This is a genomic window from Collinsella aerofaciens (genome assembly GCF_040926185.1).
GTDB classification, from domain to species: Bacteria; Actinomycetota; Coriobacteriia; order Coriobacteriales; family Coriobacteriaceae; genus Collinsella; species Collinsella aerofaciens_BC.
Window position 1 is genome coordinate 1 of sequence record NZ_JBCOIQ010000025.1, and the last position, 19,733, is coordinate 19,733.

Here is a 19,733-nt window from a genome sequence, read left to right on the forward strand (position 1 = left end):
TGTCGGCACGGTGGGCCGTCACCCCGCCGTCTACCTGATGGGCCGCGGAGCCATCCCCTCCCGTCGGGGCTTTAGCCGGGGTGCCATGCGGCACCCCGGGGTATCCGGTATTACCCGTCCTTTCGGGCGGCTATCCCGGGGGAGGGGGCAGGTTCTCCACGTGTTACTCAGCCGTTCGCCACTCGCTTCCCTCCGGAGAGGGGTGCCGTTCGACTTGCATGTGTTAGGCGCGCCGCCAGCGTTCATCCTGAGCCAGGATCGAACTCTCCGTCCAAAATATTTGGGCTTCGAGCCCGTCCGGTCCTCTCAGTTCATCGCTGATCGGTTCCGTTCGATTCATATGGTTCTAGTATAGGAAAAGGAATTTCTCGGGGCCGCCTCTCGGCGGCCTTGCGAAAAACAAATCCAAGTTAGACCATTTCAAATGGTTCGATGTCTGCCCGGATGCGACACTGAAGTAAGTGTCCATCCTCGCAGTATCCGGTTCTCAAGGTGCACGCCTGCGCGGCTGATCCGGTCCGACCGGGCCGCGCGGCAAGGAGATATATTGCCAGACCGGAGGGGCCCCGGGGGCGGGAATCTGGGCGTACACATTTCCTACACATTTTGTGATCCGACTAACGTTTGCCAGCCGTTAACTACCGCTCGCCGAGCATCTCTTTATATAAGGCAGTCTCATGGTTAAAGCGGATACGTCCCCCTAGCTAAAGCACAGCCAGCATCGAGCAACTCATCGCGTTCTTCCACCGAGAACCCCTCGGCGTAGACGCGCACCACTGGTTCGGTCCCACTAGGACGGACCAGCAGCCACGTGTCATCCTCGAATGCCAAACGCAAGCCATCCATATGACTAACGTTTTGCGGCACCTTGCCACAAATCGACTTGGGGTTTGCGCCCGGCAGCAGGGTTCGTAACGTTTCGGCATCTTCGGCCTCAAGGCGTAAATCGCGTCGACCGTAACTCGTCTTACCAAAACTGTCCTCGAGTTGGTCGACCAGAACGCCCAAAGGCGCGTCCGTCTTTGCCATAAGCTCACACAGAATCAGACAGGCGAGGATTCCATCGCGCTCGGGCATATGTGCGGCGATGCCGATACCACCGGCTTCTTCGCCGCCTATGAGGACGCCGCCCTTCTTCATCTCCGCCGCTATATATTTGAAACCGACTGGTTTGACGGTCACGCGGCAGCCAAGCGCCTCGGCAATGCGACGCACGAGCGTCGAGCACGAAAGATTGACGACGACGCGCCCCTCCAAATTACGAAATTGAACCAAGTCGCCCAAAACGAGCGCCATGATCTGATGCGGATGTATATATCTGCCGCGCTCGTCAACCGCGCCGATGCGGTCGGCGTCGCCGTCGGTCACCAGGCCAGCGCAAGCTCCGTCCTCGATAACCGTGCGCTCGCAAGCGTCCACCCACGGCTCAACGGGGTCGGGGCAGATATCTTCTTGGTCAGACGCCTGCCCGGCGTGAATCTCGTGCACCTCAACGCCAAGCTCGCGCAGCAAGTCGGCTAGATAGCCCTGGGCTGCGCCGCCCATGGGATCGACAACCACGCGCAGGTGCGCGGCGCGGATGGCTTCGGCATCGACAAACGATGCCACCGCCTGCATATAGTCAGGAATGATATCCGCGGTGCGATATTGCCCCTCGATCCCCATTGGCTCGGGAGCCATAGTCTCTTCGAGCTCTTCGATGACATCCTGGTTGGCGGTCGAGCCGTCACCCATGCGAATCTTGAGGCACAGATAGCCCTGCGGATGATGGGACCCCGTCACCATGAGCGCGCCGCACGCTTCACCGTCATAAGCCGCCGCCCACGTAAGGGCAGGGGTCGGGACAGGTCGCGAAGCGAGCACGGCGTCTAGCCCGTGCGCTGCTAGCACGCCCGCCGCAAGCTCAGCGAACTCGCGCGCCAGGGGCCGGGTGTCGAACCCTATATATACCGTTTTGCCCGGATTGATCTTTTGCCACAACTCGCCGACGGCATCGGCGATACGGGCAACGTTATCGGCAGTGAAGTCCTCATCGACGCGAGCGCGCCAACCGTCAGTTCCAAAATGAATTATCGCGCACACGCGCAGACACCTCACAGTGTTTGGATCATGGTACGCATGGGGTATACCCGCAACATGCACTCGGCAACCTGCCGGCACCAGCATTCACCATTTGGGCAAATGCTGCCGAGGACATGCAAGCAATAAAAAAAACCGCCCCGTATGGAGCGGTTTGCCCTTTATATATCGAGCGCCTCGGCCATCGCGGCCGTAGTGATTGCCGTGGTTCCACAGCAACTGCCCACCATTGCGGCACCGGCATGTCTCCATTCGATGCATGCGCGCGCGAAAGCTTCGGGGTTCTCGTGCCATACGGGGCCATCCTGAGTCTGGACCGGATCGCCTACGTTGGGACGCACCGTGACGGGAGTAGTCGCCGATGCAACCATCCTGGGCACCGCCGCGTTCGCGGCCGCAAGCGAACAGCAATTAACACCAACCGAATTTGCGCCGTGTTTTTCGGCGTACAAAACGGCTGCCTCGATGTTGAGGCCATCGCCCAGCAGGTCGCCTTTATCGTCAACGACAAAACTCACCAGAACAGGCATGCCGTCGGCGGCATCTCGGGCGCCGGCAAGCATGGGCTGCAGATTACGGATAGACGTCACCGTCTCGATCAGCAGACCGTCAACACCAGCATTGAGCAAGGCGTGCGCCTGTTCGCGCGCAATGCCGCGGATTTCACGATACTCGACAGAGTCCTCGGCAAACCACTCAATACCGATCGGGCCCATTGAGCCCAGCAGTAGCTGAGGGTGCGCCTGGCGGGCATCGTCGACGGCCCCGCGATTGACCTCCGCCACGGACGGCGCAATCTGGTCGTGCTTGAGGGCATAGCTCGATGCCTGAAAGGTATTGGTAATGAGCACCTGCGCGCCGGCGGCGACATACAAGCGATGGATACGAGAAACGGTCTGCGGCTCTGCCAGATTCCAAAACGCCGGTGGAATGTCGGCGGCATCGTACTCACTCAACAGAACACTGCCCATGGGGCCCTGCGCCAACAAGGTCTCGCTCGACAAGCGGCGCGTAAGTTCCTCGGCACCAAAGCGGTTGTAATAACTCGTATCCATATATATCCCGCTATTCCTCGACGCTGATTCCCTGCTTTTGGAGATAGGCGAGCCAGCGGCTCATCGTGTCCTCGGATAGCGCATGCTCCATCATGCAGGCCTCGGAATCGGCTCGCTCAAATTCGACACCGAGCTCCTGAACCAAAAACGTGCGGATGAGGCGATGACGGTACCAGATAGCCGTGCCAACCTCGCGGCCGCGATCGGTCAGGATTACCTTGCCGTAGTGCGATTGCTCGACAAGCTCGGATGCCTTGAGCGCCGAAACCGCTTTATTGACCGATGCCTTGGAGACGCCAAGGCGCTGCGCGATGTCGACCGATCGCACACCGTTGGTTTCCCCCTCTTCGCTTTCAATGCGAACCATGCACTCCAAGTAGTCTTCGTTCGCCACCGTCAGATGCAGTTCGCGCGAGCTATTTGTCGTATCCATGATCTTCCGTCCCTTCTGCATTCAATGGCTGATTCTACCCCATCCAAGCGTCGTGGCATGCCGTGGCATACCGTGCTAGAGTTCTTGTTGCACACGACGACCAAGATTGGAGCGTTCTTTATGGAAAACACCACCACGAGCCCCGATGTCCTCGAGCGCTTTTTGCGCTACGTCCAGATCAACACGCAGTCCGAGGATGCAAACTGTGACCAGGTACCCTCGAGCGCCGTTCAGTTTGACCTTGCCAACGTGCTGGCTGAAGAGCTGCGCGAGCTTGGTGCGGAAGATGCCCACGTGACCGAGCACGCCTATGTCTGCGCGCATATCCCCGCAAGTGCGGGCGCTGAGGACAAGCCCGCCCTGGGCCTGATCGCCCATCTCGACACCACCGAAGTTGCACCGGGTGCCGGCGTGAAGCCGCACATCGTACACTACGAAGGCGGCGACCTGGTCTGCGGCACGGTTGACGGTAAGCCCGTTGCCATGAGCACCGCCAAGCTTCCCGCCCTGAACGACCTCGCGGGTGAGGACCTGGTCTGCAGCGATGGCACCACGCTGCTGGGCGCGGACGACAAGGCAGGCGTCGCCGAGATCATGTCGCTTGTCGCGCGTATCGCTCAGGATCCCTCCCTGCCCCATCCCGCACTCGGCATTTGCTTCTGCCCTGACGAGGAGATCGGCCACGGAGCCGAGCTGTTGGATATCGATACCTTTGGCTGCAAGTACGCCTACACGGTCGACGGCGGCCCCATCGGCGAGCTGGAGTGGGAGTGCTTCAATGCCGCCGAGGTGACCGTCCGCTTTGAGGGCCAGTCCATCCACCCGGGCGACGCCAAAGGCCGTATGGTCAACGCAGGCAATCTGTTCTGCGACTTCAACGCATTGCTCCCCTACGTGCAGCGCCCGGAGTATACGGAAGGCTACGAGGGCTTTTATCACCTTGAGGGCGTATCTGCGACCGTCGATCACGCCACAGCGCGCTATATCGTCCGCGACCATGACGCCGCCAAGTTCCAGCAGAAACTCGACCTTATTGATGCCGCCGCCTCGATGCTCAACCAGCGTCTGGGTGAGGAGCGTGTGACGGTCGAGATTAAGCAGCAGTATCGAAATATGGCCGAGATCGTTCGTGACTATCCCGAGCTTATTGATGTTGCCAAGGAAGCCTACCTTGCCTGCGGCGTTGAACCCCAAGTGCTGCCGATTCGCGGCGGCACCGACGGCGCGCAGCTGTCGTTCCGCGGTCTGCCCTGCCCCAACCTTTCCACCGGCGGCTATTGCTACCACGGCGTCAACGAGTTTGTCCCGGTCAGTTCGCTCGTCAAGATGACCGACGTGCTCCAGGAGCTCGTCGCCCGCTTTGCATAAGGAACTCGAACAATCTAGGTAAGCAAAACCGCCCCGTCCTCAAAAACCGAGAACGGGGCGGTTTTTGGTGGCAAGGGGAGTAGTCAGCACCGCAGGTTGAGCCAACGTCAGCGAGCGACGTCCAAGGTGAACAAGTTGGCATGAAAAAGGCAGGGCATTGACCTTCTGGTCATGCCCTGCCTTTTGAATGACAAATTGTCACCTTGGGCGGCGCGCAGCGTCGAGCCGTTACGGCGTTTGGTAAAACGCCGTAACTTTTTTTGATCATGCCGCCGAAGTTGAAAGGCAGGTTGCCGCTCTGGCGGGTTTGCAGCGTCAAGCGGTTACGCGGTTTGGTAAAACCGCGTAACTCTAGTAATTGGCCTCGTAGCCGTTGCCGTCGCCGGTCGGCTCTTCGTAGTAGTCCGAATCGCTCGAATCGCTTGAGTCATCGGGATCGTCAGAGCTGACCGATGAGGTTGCGGTACCGTTTGCGTAGTCGTCAGACGTGTTGTTGTTCAGGTCGCCGATCGTAGAGCTGGAACCGTCGGAAAGACCCATGGTGTTGGGACCCTTGGGATCCTTGCCGGCATCGACGCGCTCCATCATTTCCTTGAGCTCGTCCTCGTAGACAAAGACGTAGCTCACACCGTCGATCATGGTGCTGTCGTCGGCGTACGAGGGCAGGTTGGCCGAGTAGATACCGTCGACATCCATACCGCGCATGGCGTTGACCGTAGCCACGATATCCTGAACGCTCATATCGGTTACGAGCATATCGGACAGCGAATTAACCAGGCCAAAAATCTTCGTGGCATCGAAGTTATTGAGAATCTGGTTGGCAAGGGCGCCAAGCACCTGACGCTGGTGGCGCATGCGCGTGTAATCGCCGTCGGCATAGGTGTAGCGGCAGCGGGCATAGGTAAGGGCGGTGGCACCGTCCATATGCTGCTGGCCAGCGGTAATCTTAATATCCAGGTGCTCGGGGTCGTCAACATCATCGGTTGCGTTAATGTCGATACCGCCAACCGAATCAATCAGTGCCTGCATACCGTCGAAGCTGACCTCGGCATAGTGGGAAATCTGAACACCGCACAGCTCGTTGACCGCCTCGACCATGGCCTCGGCGCCGCCCACGGTATGGCAGGCGTTGATTTTCATGGTCTCGCCCTTGTACTCGACCTTGGTGTCGCGCGGAACGGAAATGAGCGTCGCCTGCTTTTGCGTGGGGTCGATGCGTGCCAGGATAATCGAGTCGGCGCGATACGTATCCTCGCCCGGACGGCCGTCGGTGCCAAGAAGCAGCACGTAGAACGGATCCTTTGCCTCATCGGTGTCAACCAGAACCCGACGCAGATTGTCGGTAATGACATTAGAATCGCCGAGCTTGCCCATAATGGTGGCAAACCACAGGCCGGCAGCGGTAGTAGCACTCAGCAGCACGCCAAGCACGACAATGAGCGCGACGTGACGAATCGTGTGGCTACGACGACGTTGGCGAGCGCGCTCGGAATAGCGAGCCACGTTATCGCGACTGTAGATCTTGGCCTGTGCACCAGTTGAGGGTCTTCGGGCGGTGGTATCCGCGAGGGGCTTTTTATTAAACATAGGCAACCTGTATTAGTAGATGACGGGATCGGGGACGGAAGCATGCTCGACATGCGCGCCGAGCGCCTGCAGCTTTTCGACAAACTGCTCGTAGCCGCGCTTGATGTGATGGATGGCCGAAACCTCGGTCGTCCCGTCGGCGATCAAGCCCGCTACGACGAGGGCCGCTCCGCCACGCAGATCGGGCGAGGTAACCTGTGCACCCGAGAAGCCCTTGACGCCATGAATCATGGCATGATGGCTCTCGATACGAATGTCGGCACCCATGCGCACCAGCTCAGAGGCAAACATAAAGCGATTCTCGAAGATGTTCTCGGTAATAACGGAACTGCCGTCGGCAAGGGCGGAGAGCACCATAATCTGCGCCTGCATGTCGGTCGGGAAGCCGGGGAACGGAAGCGTCTGGATGTCGACCGGCTTGATACGCTCGGCACGATTTACATGGACGCCATCCTCGACGCGCTCGCAGTCGATACCCATGAGCTCCATCTTCTTGAGCACCATGCCCAAGTGAATGGGGCAAAAGCCCGTGACATCGACACCGCGATCGTCGGCCATCAACGCACCGGCAACGATAAAGGTACCGGCCTCGATGCGGTCGCCCACCACGCGATGGGTAACGGGATGGAGCTCTTCCACGCCTTCGATAGTCACGACGGGCGTACCGGCGCCAACAATCTTGGCGCCCATCTCGTTGAGCATGTTGGCGAGATCAACGATCTCGGGCTCGCGGGCGGCATTGTCGATAACCGTGGTACCCTGCGCGCGCACGGATGCCATAATGAGGTTCTCGGTCGCACCGACACTGGCGAACTCGAGCGTGACGGTGGTACCGCGCAGACCTTGGGGCGCATTAGCGTTGATGTAACCGTGGGCGGTATCGAACTCAACGCCCAGGGCCTCGAGACCCAGAATGTGCATATCGATCTTGCGAGCACCCAGGTTGCAGCCGCCCGGCATGGCAATCTTGGCGCGATGGAAGCGGCCCAGCAGGGGTCCCATGACGGCGGTGGAAGCACGCATCTTGGCAACGAGCTCGTAGGGAGCCTCCCAAGAATCGACCTGAGAGGTATCGATCTCGAGCGTGTGCTCGTCGAGAACATCGATCGTAGCGCCCATGCCCTTGAGCACCTTGCCCATCACGTGAACATCGGAAATATCGGGCACGTTCTGCAGCGTCGTCTTGCCCGGCGCCAGAAGCGTTGCCGCCATGAGTTTGAGCGCGGAGTTCTTGGCGCCCGAAACGGGCACAGAGCCTCCGATGGCGTGGCCACCCTCAACGCGGATAATATCCAAGGTCTACCCTTTCAAAAAGCATGCCCGGGATGGCTGAGCCATCCCGGGCATGATGTGTTCGCAAATGGTCGAACGCTAAATCGTTTGACTATTGGGCAAGCTTGAGCTTACACCATGCGATTTCATTATAGAGGTAGGCGCGGCGTGCATCATCCTCCGACAAATTACCCAGCTTCTCTTCAAAACCTTGAATATCAGCTTTAAGCTTGTCGGTATCGACGGTCGCCAAATCGCAAGCGCGCTCGGCGAGAACGGTCACGACATCGTCCGCAACCTGGGCATAGCCGCCGGCCACGGCAAACGTGTGGTCGACAGTGCCCATGGCCTTATCGGAAACGCGAACGTAACCGCGGTCGATCGTGCAGATCTCGCTGGAGTGAGCAGGCAGGACGCCAAACTCGCCATCCGTGGACGGAATCGACACAAACGCAGCGTCGCCCTCATAGGCGCAGCTCACGGGGCACACGATGCGGATACGCATAACCTACTTCTCCCCCATCTTGCGGGCGCGCTCGCGCACGTCCTCAATCGTGGAAGCATAGCGGAAAGCCTGCTCGGGCAGGTCATCGGCCTTGCCGTCGACAATCTCGGCGAAAGAGCGGACGGTATCCTCGACGCGGACGTAGACACCGGGGTTGCCGGTGAACTTCTCGGCGACGTGGAAGGACTGCGAGAGGAACTGCTGAATCTTACGGGCACGGTTGACCGTAAGGCGCTGCTCCTCGGACAGCTCGTCCATACCCAGAATGGCGATGATGTCCTGAAGGTCGGAGTACTCCTGCAGGAGCTCCTGGACCTTGACGGCGACACGGTAGTGCTCCTCGCCGACGATCGAGGGATCGAGAGCGTCGGAGGAAGACGCGAGCGGGTCGATAGCCGGGAACAGGCCGAGCGACGAAATGCTACGCGAAAGAACCGTGGTGGCGTCGAGGTGCGTAAACGTCGTGGCAGGCGCCGGGTCGGTCAGGTCGTCTGCGGGGACGTAGACAGCCTGGACGGAGGTAATGGAGCCCGTCTTGGTCGAGGTAATGCGCTCCTGGAGGTCGCCCATCTCGGTTGCCAGCGTGGGCTGGTAACCAACGGCGGACGGCATACGGCCCAGCAGTGCGGAAACCTCGGAACCTGCCTGGGAAAAGCGGAAGATGTTGTCGATGAACAGCAGAACGTCCTGGCCACGATCACGGAAATACTCAGCGGTGGTAAGGCCGGCCAGACCGATGCGCAGACGCGCTCCGGGCGGCTCGTTCATCTGACCATAGACCAAGCAGGTCTTGTCGATAACGCCAGACTCGCTCATCTCGAGGAACAGGTCGGTGCCCTCGCGGGTACGCTCGCCGACGCCGGTGAACACCGAGGTACCGCCGTGCTCCTGGGCGAGGTTGTTGATGAGCTCCTGAATCAGAACGGTCTTGCCGACGCCGGCGCCGCCGAACAGGCCCGTCTTGCCGCCACGGATGTAGGGCTCGAGCAGGTCAACGGCCTTGATGCCGGTCTCGAAGATCTCGGTCTTGGTGGTGAGCTCGTCGAAACGGGGCGCTGCATGGTGGATGGGGTAGAACTCCTCCACCTCGGGCATGGGCTTGCCGTCGACAGGCTTGCCCATGACGTTCCAAATGCGACCGAGCGTCTTGGGACCAACGGGCATCTTCATGGGCTCACCGGTATCGGTGGCGATGAGGCCGCGCTGCAGGCCGTCGGTCGAGGACATGGCGACCGTGCGGACGACGCCGCCCGGAAGCTGGCTCTCGACCTCGAGGATCGTGCTCAGATGACCGATCGGGGTCTCGGCCTCGACCGTGAGCGCGTTGTAGATCGGGGGCACCGCGCCGTCAAACTTGACGTCGACGACAGGGCCGATGATTCGCACGATGCGACCATCACCGGCAGTCGTCTTCTTGGTGGCTTCCTCGACCGCAAGCTTTACGGTGTTATTAGCCATTACTGTTCCTCCAATGCTGAGGCTCCGCCGACGATCTCATTAATCTCGGTCGTGATCGAAGCCTGGCGCACGCGACTATACGTGCGGGTAAGGGTCGAGATGATCGCGGTGGCGTTTTCCGTCGCGGAGTGCATGGCCTTGCGGCGTGCACCCTGCTCGGCAGCCGCCGAATCGATCAGGGCCTGGTAGATGACCGTCAGGATATAAGACGGCACAAGCTTGCCGAGAACATGCTCGGGAGAGGGCACGAACTCGAACGTGGACGAGATGCGCTTAGGGGCGTCGGTCTCGTTCTTACGCGGACCGTGGGCCATAGCGATCATCTCGGGGTCGAGCGGCAACAGATGCTCGACGCGAAGCTCCTGATCCACGCGGTTCTTGGCGTGGTGGTAGACAAGCTCGACACGGTCAAGCTCACCGGCACGATACGCATCGCAGATATGAGAGGAGATCATGCGGGCCTGATTGAAATCGGGCTCAGAGGAGTTGCCCTCAAAGTGCATGACGACGTTTGCGCGGTCACGGAAATACGTGGCCGGCTTACGCCCGCACGCGATAATCTCGCACTCGATGCCGTCGTTCGCCCAAGAAGCGGCGAGCTTTTCGGACGTGCGCTCCACCGTCGTATTGAAACCGCCGGCAAGGCCGCGGTCCGAAGCAATAACGACAATCAGGCCATGCTTGACGCTCTCATGCTTCTGCAGCATGGGATCGGTGCCCGAACAGGAGGCGTCGCCGGCGACCGTCAACATGACGTCGGTCAGCGCCTCCTTATAGGGCTCGGCCTGCTTGGAGCGATCGAGGGCACGACGGATCTTGGCCGTAGAGACCATCTCCATCGTGCGCGTGATCTGCTTGGTCGTGGTAACCGAGGAGATTCGCTTCTTAATGTCGCGAAGGTTGGCCATGGGGCTTAGTTCTCCTCTGATCCAGAAACATCCGAATGGTGCTTGGCCATGAACTGCTGCTTGAAGTCGCCGATGACGCGCAAGAGCTCAGCCTTGGTGTCATCATCGATCTTCTTGGCGCGAACCTTGTCGAGCAGCGAGCCAAAGCCATTGTCCATGTACTCGATGAGCTCGGCACGGAAAGGCAGCACGTCGGCGATCTCCAGGTCATCCAGGAAGCCCTCGTTGCCAGCGAACAGCGTAACGATCTGCTCGCCAACCTCAAACGGCTTGTAACGCGGCTGCTTCAGGAGCTCGGTCATGCGGGCACCATGGGTCAGCTGCTTCTGAGTAGCCTCGTCGAGGTCGGAGCCGAACTGCGTAAAGCCGGCGAGCTCCTGGTACGAAGCGAGGTCCAGACGGAGGTTGCCGGCGACCTGCTTCATAGCCTTGGTCTGCGCGTCGCCACCGACGCGGGACACGGAAATGCCCACGTCGACTGCCGGGCGCTGGCCCTGGAAGAAGAGCTCGGACTGCAGGTAGATCTGACCATCGGTAATGGAAATGACGTTGGTCGGAATGTAGGCCGAAACGTCGCCGTCCTGGGTCTCGATGATCGGCAGAGCCGTCATGGAGCCGTAACCGTTCTTCTTGGACATCTTGACTGCACGCTCGAGCAGACGAGAGTGCAGGTAGAAGATGTCGCCAGGATAGGCCTCGCGTCCGGGCGGACGATGCAGCGTCAGCGACATCTGACGGTAGGCCACGGCCTGCTTGGACAGGTCGTCGTAGATGACGAGCACGTGGCCACCGGGGTTGGTCTCGCTGGCGGGCTTGCCGTCCTCACCGTTGTACATGAAGAACTCGCCGATAGCGGCACCGGCCATAGGCGCGATGTACTGCATAGGGGCGGAATCGGCAGCGGTGGCCGAAACGATAATGGTGTAGTCGAGCGCACCGTGCTGAGCGAGGGTCTCGCGGATGTTGGCAACCGTGGAGGCCTTCTGGCCGATGGCGACATAGATGCAGACCATGCCCTTACCGCGCTGGTTGAGGATAGCGTCGATGGCGATGGCGGTCTTACCGGTCTTACGGTCGCCGATGATGAGCTCACGCTGACCGCGGCCAATAGGCACCATGGAGTCGATAGCGAGCAGACCGGTCTGAACCGGCTCACACACCGGGGTACGGTCGATGACGCCGGGGGCCTTGAACTCGATGGGGCGACGGTGCGTGGCGACGATGTCGCCCAGGCCGTCGATGGGCTGGCCGAGCGGATTGACGACGCGGCCGAGCATGGCGCGGCTCACAGGGATATCCATAATGCGGCCAGTGGTGCGGCACTCGTCGCCTTCCTTGATGGAGTCGACGGCACCAAACAGAACGGCGCCGACCTCGTCACGGTCAAGGTTCTGGGCAAGGCCGAAGACGGTCTCACCGGTATCGGAGCTCTTGAACTCCAGAAGCTCGCCTGCCATGGCGCTCTTGAGGCCGGAGACGCGCGCGATGCCGTCGCCTACCTCGTCGACCGTTGAAACCTCATGCGTATCGACCGTCGCGGAGAGGCTCGTGAGCTGCTCCTGCAGTTTCTTGGCGATATCCTGGGCATTGAGGGTTTCGGACATTAGGCTTCACCTCCGTACGAATTAGCAGAGTTTGCGAGGGTCTCCTGCGCGATGCGCAGCTGCGTCTTGACGGAAATGTCACGACGCTCGCCGCGGGCCTCGAGCACCAGGCCGCCCACGATAGACGGGTCGACCTGCTCGATAAGGAATACCTTGCGGCCGAAGTCCTGCTCGCATTTCTTAGTGATGGTTTGACGCAGCTCGTCGTCGAGCGGGATCGCCGTGGTGACGGTCACGCCCACTACATCCTCGTCTTCCTCGGCAACATACTTAAAGGCAGCTGCCACCTTGGGAAGAAGGTCGAGCTGGTCGCGCTTGGACATGGTGTCGAGCACGGCGATGATCTCGGGGCTGGCGCTAGCCAGACGCTCGATCATCTCGAGGTCCTCGAACACATGGTTCTCGGCCTTAGCGGCTTCCAGAAGGGAGCGCGCGTAGGTCTCGAGCACCTTGTCCTGATAGCGGCTAGTCGGCATTCAGGCTACCTGCTTCCTGGATGTAGCGCTCGATGAGCTTCTTCTGCTCGGCATCGTCCTCGAGTGCCTCGCCCACGATCTTGGTGGCGACGGCAACGGACAGGTCGGCGATGGAGCTCGCGGCACCGGCGTAGATGGACTTGCGCTCGTCCTCGACGGTCGTATGAGCCTTGGCGATGATCTCCTCGGCCTCCTTGTGAGCAGCCTCGATAATGCGGGCGCGCTCGGACTCGGCGTCCTTACGGGCCTCGAGAACAATGTCGGCAGCCTGACGACGGGCGTCGGTGACGATCGAGTCGGACTCAGCGCGCTTGGCGATAGCCTCCTGCTTGGTCTTCTCGGCCTCGTCGAGGCTCTCCTCGATCTTCTTGCCGCGCTCCTCCATGGTTTTCATGATGCCCGGCAGGGCGACCTTGGCCAGCACGATCCAGATAATCAGGAAGGCGATAAGCGCCGGGATGAACTCCGCCATCTTAGGGATGAGGATGTCCGCACCGGCAGCGCCGTCCTCAGCGAACGCGGAAACCGGCATGAGCAGCGCGGCCGCGGACGCGGAGAGTGCGATCGCGCTCTTCTGGGATGAAAGATTCATACTTGACGCTCCGTGCTATTTAACGATCAGCGCGACAACGAAGCCGATCAGAGCCAGAGCCTCGCCGAAGGCGGAGCCCATGATGAAGACGGTGAACACGCGGCCCTGGACCTCAGGCTGACGGGCCATAGCACCCGTAGCACCCAGAGCAGACAGGCCGATAGCAAGACCAGCGCCGATAACACCGAGACCGTAACCGATAACTCCCACGATTCCTCCTTTGTCGTGCGTGTCTTATTTCACGCAGGATAACCTTTTTATAACTGCCGGGCTCCATGGGTACGGGCACCGGCGGTTTAACGAATTGCCTTACCTTTAAGGCGCGAACGGAAGACTACTCCTCCTCCGCGACCTCCTCTGCCTCGGAGACATACACGGCGGTAAGGACCGTGAAGACGTAAGCCTGGATGGCGCCGACCACAAGCTCGATCGCATAGATCAGGATGAGGATGGCAAGCCAGGCCAGCGAAGGCAGGGCGCCGACGGCGTGGGCCGCGGAAACCTGCTGAAGCAGCGGCTGCATGAACATGCTCGCCATGATGGCGAACGAGCCCATGACCACGTGTCCTGCAAACATGTTGCAGAACAGACGGACGGCGAGCGTGATGAGGCGCAGGAAGGTCGAGAAGAGCTCGACGACCCACACGAGCACGTTCATCGGGAAGCTCACGCCCTGCGGGGCGAGGCTCTTGATGTAGCCGATCACGCCGTGAGCCTTGCATCCGTAGTAGATGAAGTACACGAAGGCGAAGATGGCGAGCGCGGCGGTGGAGCCGATTGCGCCGGTGCCGGGCTTCATTCCCGGGATCAGGCCGATCATGTTGTTGATCAGAATGAACAGGAAAAGCGAGCACAGGAACGGGAAGTGCTTCTTCCAGTTCTCACCCACGACGCCCTTGCCGATATCGTTCTCGACGTACTCGATGATGTACTCGAAACCGTTGACGAAGAAGCCCTTGGGAACCAGGGTCTGCTTCTTCTTGAACACGGCCAGGACGATCAGGAGCACGATCGTGGAGACGATCAGCCAAAACGAGTACTGCGTGATGCCGCAGCTCAGATCGCCCACGACAGGGGTGGAGCTGAACTCGCTGACCAGATGATTAATCTCATCAGGCAGCTTTTCAAAAATTTCCACGACTTACCTTTCGACCTCATGAGGATCTCGCAGCGCCTTGGCGACGCGAACCGTGCAGGCGGCCATAAAGGCCACGAAGCCGATCGCCTCGCCCAGGAGGAACATGCGAAATGCCTCTCCGAACAACACAAACACAACCAAGGTAAAGACGAGCAGGGCGATTGCCGAGACCGCCAGACTCACCATACCCTTGAGCATGTCCGCATTCTGTTTATCGTCAAGAACCGGCTTGAGCGTAAAGACAAAGGGAAGGAAGGCAATTGCGCCCGCGATGGCGCCTGCAACGATAGCGAGCAGATCGGCTATCTGAAACACTGGCGTCCTCACTTTCCTTTTTAACGCTTCACAGAACAGTTCCCGCCAAACATTGGTGACTATTGTACGAGCCAATCGCTAAAGTACAACCGAAAAAGCATCGGTTAATACGCACCTGTTCGTTTTCTTAAGACCTTCTTTATGCCGCAGGTACGGTAATACGTTTTTCTCGAACCCTGCAGGGCAAAACGTCCGTTAACAGGAGTGCGCGCGGTCGCCTTTTGTTCGTCCGCGCGCACCGTTTCTTCGTATTTGCAGCCGCGGCCGTCTTAGCCCAGCGACTAGAGCGTGCCGTAGATGCGGTCACCGGCGTCGCCCAGGCCGGGAACGATGTAGGCAGCCTCGTTGAGATGGTCGTCGATGGCGCAGGTATAGATATGCACATCTGGGTCCTTCTCAGTCAGCGACTTGAGGCCCTCGGGGGCCGCGACGATGCACAGCATGCGGATGTCCTTGACACCGCGCTCGCGCAGGTAGCTGATGGCCATCTCGGCCGAACCGCCCGTGGCGAGCATGGGGTCGACGACCAGGCAGATGCGCTGATCGATATCCTTGGGCATCTTGCAGTAATACTCATGCGGCTCGTGGGTGACCTCGTCGCGTTCCATGCCGATGTGGCCCACGCGGGCAGAGGGTACCAGGTCGAGGATGCCGTCGACCATGCCAAGGCCTGCACGCAGGATGGGCACGATGGCGAGTTTCTTGCCGGCAAGTTGCTTAAACGTGGCGGTAGTGATGGGGGTCTCGACCTCGACGTCTTCCATAGGCAGGTCGCGCATGGCCTCGTAGCCGTCAAAAAGCGCGAGCTCGCGTACGAGCTGGCGGAACTGATTGGTGCCGGTGCTCTTGTCGCGCAGGATCGACAGCTTGTGCTGGACGAGCGGATGGTCGACAAGGGTCACACGGGACGTATCGTAGGTGACGGTCATGGGTTGAAGCCCCTTTCGTTGCGGCCGGAAGATGGCCTTGTTGACAAGACGCACGGCGACATTGTTGCCGCGCGCCGTGCATAAGTTTAACGGTTTGTTGTATCGAGTGTCCCGTCGCAACCCTACTGAGCGGTGCTGAGCGAACGCTTGACAGCATCACGCCAACCAGCGAGGTTGCTCTCACGGCGCACGGCGGACATGTGGGGAAGGAAGGTCCTAACGATCTGGGCATTTTGCTCCAGCTCTTCCAGGTCTTCCCAATAGCCGACGGCAAGACCCGCCAAGTACGCGGCACCGATTGCCGTGGTCTCCACCGTCTCGCATTGCAGCACGGGGATATCCAGCAGGTCGGCCTGAAATTGCATGATGAACTCGTTGCGCGAGGCACCGCCATCGACAGACAGGCGCTCGATCGAAAGCCCCACGTCCTGCTCCATGGCGCGCAGCACGTCGTAGCTCTGATATGCCATGGATTCGCAGGCGGCGCGCACGATGGTCGCACGGCTCGAGGCGCCGGTCAGACCGCACACGATACCGCGGGCATGCGGGTCCCACCAGGGAGCGCCCAAACCCGCAAAGGCGGGAACGAAGTAGCAGCCCTCGTTGTCGTTAATCGAAGCGGCGAGTTGTGCCGACTCGCTCACGCTCGAGATGATGCCCATGTTGTTACGAAGCCAGTTCATGGTGGAGCCGGCAGCAAAGATGGAGCCCTCGAGTGCATAGCTGATCTTCCCGTTCGCAGCGATACCGATGGTGGAGACCAGGCCGTTCTTGGATTCGACGATCTCGTCGCCGGTGTTCATGAGCATAAAGCAACCCGTGCCATAGGTGTTTTTGGTCTGGCCGGGACGGAAACAGCAGTGGCCGAACAGCGACGCCTGCTGGTCGCCCGCCACGCCCATGATGGGCGGCATGTTGGTCATGATGTCGCTCGCGACGCGGCCGTAGTCGCCCGAGCTCCAGCGAACCTCGGGCATCATGGAACGTGGAACGTCAAAGAGCGCCAGCAGGTCGTCGTCCCAATCGAGCGTATGGATATTAAAGAGTGCCGTGCGGCTGGCATTGGTGTAGTCGGTGGCAAAGACCTGGCCGCCAGTGAGGTTGTAGATGAGCCAGGTGTCGATGGTGCCAAACATGAGGTCGCCCGCCGCCGCGCTCTCGCGTGCGCCGTCGACGTTGTCGAGAATCCACTGCACCTTGGAGGCCGAGAAATACGGGTCGAGCGTGAGTCCCGTGCGGGAGCGCACCAACTCCTCGCAACCCTGTTCAACCAACGCCTCGATTACCGACGCGGTACGGCGGCACTGCCATACGATGGCGTTATAGATCGGCTGACCGCTCACGCGGTCCCAGACCACCGTGGTCTCGCGCTGGTTGGAGATGCCGATGGCGGCGATGCGGTCGGAGTGGATACCGCTCTTAAACTGGACTTCCATCATGACGGCGATCTGGCTGGCAAGCACCGCCATGGGGTCTTGCTCTACCCAACCGGGACGCGGGAAGCTGGTTTTGACGCTGCGACGTGCCTGCGCGACGATGCATCCGTACTCGTCGACGATGGTCGCAAGTACCGAGGTGGTGCCGCAGTCGAGTGCCATAATGTAGGAACCGCCAAAGTTAAACGAGGCATCTTCCATGCCCAGGCTACCCAGATTCAACGACATCGCTTACACCTTTCTATTGCATCGGGTCGGACAGGACCCGTTCGATCTCTGATGCGGGAAGTGCGCCTTGGCGCAGGATCTGGAGCCCGCCGTGCTGAAACGACACGATGGTCGAGGCGTCGCGACACGGGGTCTCACCGGCGTCGACGGCAACATCAACCCCCTCCAGGATGCGACCCTCGACGGCGGCAAAGCTTGCCGGCGAGGGCGCGCCGTGCGTGTTGGCGCTCGTACAGGCAAGTGGACTGCCGCAGACGCGAATGAGCGCCTGCACCACAGGCGAGGCCGACGCGCGAAGAGCCACCGTGTCATCGGCGGCGCGCATAAAGGTCGGCACGCAGGGGGCTGCCTTAATCACGATAGTCAGGGCTCCCGGCCAGCATCGTCGCGCGAGTACGCGGGCTTCTTCCGGGATATCCACGCCATAGCGGTCGAGTGCTTCGACGCCATCGACCAGCCAAGCGACGGTTTGCGTGAGTTCACGTTGCTTGAGAGTGAAGATACGGCGATAGCCGGTGCCGAGCGCAGGGACTGCGGCGCCGTTGACGGTGGCTTGCGGGTCGCATGACCACGACGGGAACTCGCTTGTATCTTGGGGGACGGCATCGGAGAAGGCATTGACTGCCACGGCGACGCCATAGACGGTCTCGGTCGGGATCAGTGCCAGGCCGCCGCGACCGAGCACCTCGGCCGTACGCTCGACGGCAAGCCGATGCGGCTCGCGCGCTCCCTCGTATACCCGATAGACCGTCTGCATGTGTATGCCAGCCCCTTACGCTCTGGTGCAAGTTTGTTTACTGTGGGGCATTCTCGCACGAAACGTTCAATCTATTTGCCCAGAGCGCATGTTGGTTTGGTGAGCGGCCGTAGTAGTCGGTGAAAGTGAGGGGGTTATTGCAGATTTTTAGCGAGCAAGCGTAACGGTACGATCGGGAAACTCAATGCTTGCGACAAGCTTTCCGCCGAGACTTTCTGCGTACCTGCTCAGCGTGTCGAGCCTCATTGATCCCAGCTCCCCGCGCTCGAGCTCCGATATGCGTTTTTGAGAAACACCCATCGACTGGGCCACCGAGGCCTGCGTCAGATCCTTTAGTTTGCGAATTTGAGCGAGCTTATAGGCTTCGATACGTTCACGAGTTTTCTCCTGCTCGGCGGCAATAGATTCACGCGCTATCCCGCGTGATTCCATATACTCATGCAGCTCCATCTTGATCGAGCCTCCTTACATGGCGACGGTATATTTGTTCCGCCCTGGGAATGCTGATCGCATACCAGCCGTTCCACTTTGCCTTCGACGACTCCGCCTGCGACTTATCTCCCGCCAACAGCAACACTGCCTGACGTTTGGGGTCAAAGGCAAAAAGGATACGAATCACCGACGGTCCGCACGACGTCACCCTTAGTTCCTTTAAATGATGCAATTTCGAGCCCTTCACGCGGTCAACCAGCGGACGACCAAGGCTAGGACCTTCTTTCTCAAGTACCAAAAGGTCTGCGTAAATCTGTCGCAACGTAGACTCATCCTGCTCATCGAGCCAAGGCTCGATGTAATCGAGCACAATGCGGTATCGATGCGGCTGATTTGACATACCTTTCTCCTTCTATAGTAGAAGTTTTACGGTATATTGCAAGAGCGGAAATAGGCTCGAAGGGTCTTTTTTGCAGAAGTGAAGCCCGAGATCAGTAGGCAACGAGGGGTTATTGGACTGCGACGAACTTCTTTGGCCTGCCGGCGTGGCGTTCTTGGGCGGCGTAGCGCTCGATGCTGTCGATCGTAATCATCCGACGGCCGTCGACAAGCTCAACATCGAGTTTGCCGGCTTTGACCAGCGCAGTGATTCGCGGTGCGGAAACCCTGAGGTCCGCCGCCGCGTCCTTAAACGTTCGACACGCCGCTTCCCGAGCGTCCTCGTGGTCGATTTCGACTGAAAGGGCCACGACCTCGGCCGAACGCTCGTACCCAGCCGGAGCCCGACCATTGTTAAGATCGTCGGCCAAAAACGCCATCAGCGCCTCGATGGCATGAGCTATTGCTTCTTCGCGCGTATCGCCATCGGCAAAGGCCCCGGGGACCTGCGGGAAGCTGGCACAGTAACCGTCGTCTTCTTTTATGAGAACGCAGTCATAGGTAAATCGTTGTTTCATTATGACCCCTTCGGCTACCAACCAGCTTGCCGGCGAATGCTTGCCCATGTCCCCTTCTTCGGCCGATTGCCACCAGAGCCATTTACGGTCACAACGCGATCACCAGAAACATACTTAGCATGGCTGCCGACCTGCGCGACTTTCACGAATCCATCGTGTTTGAGCAGGGCAATGATTTCCCGAAAGGTAGGAGGTTGCATGGGCC

At 59.8% G+C, this 19,733-nt stretch carries 22 protein-coding genes and 1 rRNA gene; 1 reads left to right on the plus strand and 22 read right to left on the minus strand.

Translation table 11 applies throughout. The features are described from left to right. From AB5750_RS08800 to AB5750_RS08815, 4 genes are all read right to left on the minus strand, one after another. Positions 1-274, minus strand: a 16S ribosomal RNA gene (locus AB5750_RS08800); the annotation flags it as partial. A gap of 407 nt (positions 275-681) precedes the next feature. Further along, complete coding sequence (locus tag AB5750_RS08805) at positions 682-2,082, minus strand: phosphoglucomutase/phosphomannomutase family protein (RefSeq protein ID WP_368146126.1); 1,401 nt, start codon at positions 2,080-2,082, stop codon at positions 682-684. 158 nt (positions 2,083-2,240) lie between these two features. Then, positions 2,241-3,134, minus strand: coding sequence for a homocysteine S-methyltransferase family protein (locus tag AB5750_RS08810; RefSeq protein WP_006235725.1), 894 nt, complete (start codon positions 3,132-3,134; stop codon positions 2,241-2,243). Between the two features lie 10 nt (positions 3,135-3,144). Continuing rightward, positions 3,145-3,567, minus strand: a complete 423-nt coding sequence (locus AB5750_RS08815) for a metal-dependent transcriptional regulator (protein ID WP_368146125.1) — start codon at positions 3,565-3,567, stop codon at positions 3,145-3,147. Between the two features lie 120 nt (positions 3,568-3,687). Between AB5750_RS08815 and pepT the strand changes: the two genes are divergently transcribed. Continuing rightward, positions 3,688-4,935, plus strand: coding sequence for a peptidase T (gene pepT, locus AB5750_RS08820; protein WP_349110819.1), 1,248 nt, complete (start codon positions 3,688-3,690; stop codon positions 4,933-4,935). A gap of 351 nt (positions 4,936-5,286) precedes the next feature. On the opposite strand, the gene AB5750_RS08825 is transcribed toward pepT, so the two are convergent. The 18 genes from AB5750_RS08825 to AB5750_RS08910 form a co-directional block, all read right to left on the minus strand. Beyond that, positions 5,287-6,522: an LCP family protein gene (locus tag AB5750_RS08825; RefSeq protein WP_227790681.1), complete on the minus strand. Its 1,236-nt coding sequence runs from the start codon at positions 6,520-6,522 to the stop codon at positions 5,287-5,289. Positions 6,523-6,534: 12 nt separating this feature from the next. Beyond that, positions 6,535-7,818: a UDP-N-acetylglucosamine 1-carboxyvinyltransferase gene (murA, locus tag AB5750_RS08830; protein ID WP_195363613.1), complete on the minus strand. Its 1,284-nt coding sequence runs from the start codon at positions 7,816-7,818 to the stop codon at positions 6,535-6,537. Positions 7,819-7,906: 88 nt separating this feature from the next. Further along, on the minus strand, positions 7,907-8,299 hold the full coding sequence (gene atpC / locus AB5750_RS08835) for an ATP synthase F1 subunit epsilon (RefSeq protein ID WP_368146123.1): 393 nt from the start codon (positions 8,297-8,299) through the stop codon (positions 7,907-7,909). Between the two features lie 3 nt (positions 8,300-8,302). Next, a complete protein-coding gene (gene atpD, locus AB5750_RS08840; protein ID WP_006235717.1) occupies positions 8,303-9,757 on the minus strand; it encodes a F0F1 ATP synthase subunit beta in 1,455 nt (484 codons plus the stop codon). Further along, entirely contained in the window at positions 9,757-10,665 is a 909-nt protein-coding gene (atpG, locus tag AB5750_RS08845; RefSeq protein WP_368146122.1) for an ATP synthase F1 subunit gamma, read from the minus strand. Before atpG ends, atpD begins: the two co-directional genes overlap by 1 nt. Before the next feature lie 5 nt (positions 10,666-10,670). Next, the gene (atpA, locus tag AB5750_RS08850) at positions 10,671-12,269 is read right to left on the minus strand and encodes a F0F1 ATP synthase subunit alpha (protein WP_035138794.1); all 1,599 of its coding nucleotides are present in this window, start codon (positions 12,267-12,269) and stop codon (positions 10,671-10,673) included. After that, positions 12,269-12,745 (minus strand): F0F1 ATP synthase subunit delta, encoded by a 477-nt coding sequence (locus AB5750_RS08855; protein ID WP_006235713.1) that lies wholly within the window; start codon positions 12,743-12,745, stop codon positions 12,269-12,271. Before AB5750_RS08855 ends, atpA begins: the two co-directional genes overlap by 1 nt. Further along, the gene (gene atpF / locus AB5750_RS08860; protein ID WP_006235712.1) at positions 12,735-13,337 is read right to left on the minus strand and encodes a F0F1 ATP synthase subunit B; all 603 of its coding nucleotides are present in this window, start codon (positions 13,335-13,337) and stop codon (positions 12,735-12,737) included. Before atpF ends, AB5750_RS08855 begins: the two co-directional genes overlap by 11 nt. 15 nt (positions 13,338-13,352) lie before the next feature. Next, on the minus strand, positions 13,353-13,547 hold the full coding sequence (locus AB5750_RS08865) for an ATP synthase subunit C-like protein (protein WP_022094262.1): 195 nt from the start codon (positions 13,545-13,547) through the stop codon (positions 13,353-13,355). 124 nt (positions 13,548-13,671) lie between these two features. Continuing rightward, positions 13,672-14,475 (minus strand): F0F1 ATP synthase subunit A, encoded by an 804-nt coding sequence (gene atpB, locus AB5750_RS08870; RefSeq protein WP_022094263.1) that lies wholly within the window; start codon positions 14,473-14,475, stop codon positions 13,672-13,674. 3 nt (positions 14,476-14,478) lie between these two features. After that, positions 14,479-14,790: a hypothetical protein gene (locus tag AB5750_RS08875; protein WP_022094264.1), complete on the minus strand. Its 312-nt coding sequence runs from the start codon at positions 14,788-14,790 to the stop codon at positions 14,479-14,481. Positions 14,791-15,071: 281 nt separating this feature from the next. Continuing rightward, positions 15,072-15,719 carry a uracil phosphoribosyltransferase gene (gene upp / locus AB5750_RS08880; RefSeq protein WP_118376863.1) on the minus strand — a complete coding sequence of 216 codons (648 nt, stop codon included), beginning with the start codon at positions 15,717-15,719 and terminating at the stop codon, positions 15,072-15,074. A gap of 122 nt (positions 15,720-15,841) precedes the next feature. Continuing rightward, the gene (gene glpK, locus AB5750_RS08885) at positions 15,842-17,383 is read right to left on the minus strand and encodes a glycerol kinase GlpK (RefSeq protein ID WP_368146121.1); all 1,542 of its coding nucleotides are present in this window, start codon (positions 17,381-17,383) and stop codon (positions 15,842-15,844) included. A 13-nt stretch (positions 17,384-17,396) separates the two neighbouring features. Beyond that, positions 17,397-18,140, minus strand: a complete 744-nt coding sequence (locus AB5750_RS08890; RefSeq protein ID WP_368146120.1) for an L-threonylcarbamoyladenylate synthase — start codon at positions 18,138-18,140, stop codon at positions 17,397-17,399. A gap of 147 nt (positions 18,141-18,287) precedes the next feature. Continuing rightward, positions 18,288-18,590 carry a helix-turn-helix domain-containing protein gene (locus tag AB5750_RS08895; RefSeq protein ID WP_316370292.1) on the minus strand — a complete coding sequence of 101 codons (303 nt, stop codon included), beginning with the start codon at positions 18,588-18,590 and terminating at the stop codon, positions 18,288-18,290. Beyond that, positions 18,577-18,972 carry a type II toxin-antitoxin system RelE/ParE family toxin gene (locus AB5750_RS08900; protein WP_316370295.1) on the minus strand — a complete coding sequence of 132 codons (396 nt, stop codon included), beginning with the start codon at positions 18,970-18,972 and terminating at the stop codon, positions 18,577-18,579. The genes AB5750_RS08895 and AB5750_RS08900 overlap by 14 nt, the downstream gene beginning before the upstream one ends. A gap of 109 nt (positions 18,973-19,081) precedes the next feature. Then, the gene (locus tag AB5750_RS08905) at positions 19,082-19,528 is read right to left on the minus strand and encodes a type II toxin-antitoxin system HicB family antitoxin (RefSeq protein WP_117746946.1); all 447 of its coding nucleotides are present in this window, start codon (positions 19,526-19,528) and stop codon (positions 19,082-19,084) included. Positions 19,529-19,542: 14 nt separating this feature from the next. Beyond that, on the minus strand, positions 19,543-19,728 hold the full coding sequence (locus AB5750_RS08910; RefSeq protein ID WP_368146119.1) for a type II toxin-antitoxin system HicA family toxin: 186 nt from the start codon (positions 19,726-19,728) through the stop codon (positions 19,543-19,545). Between the last annotated feature and the right edge of the window lie 5 nt (positions 19,729-19,733).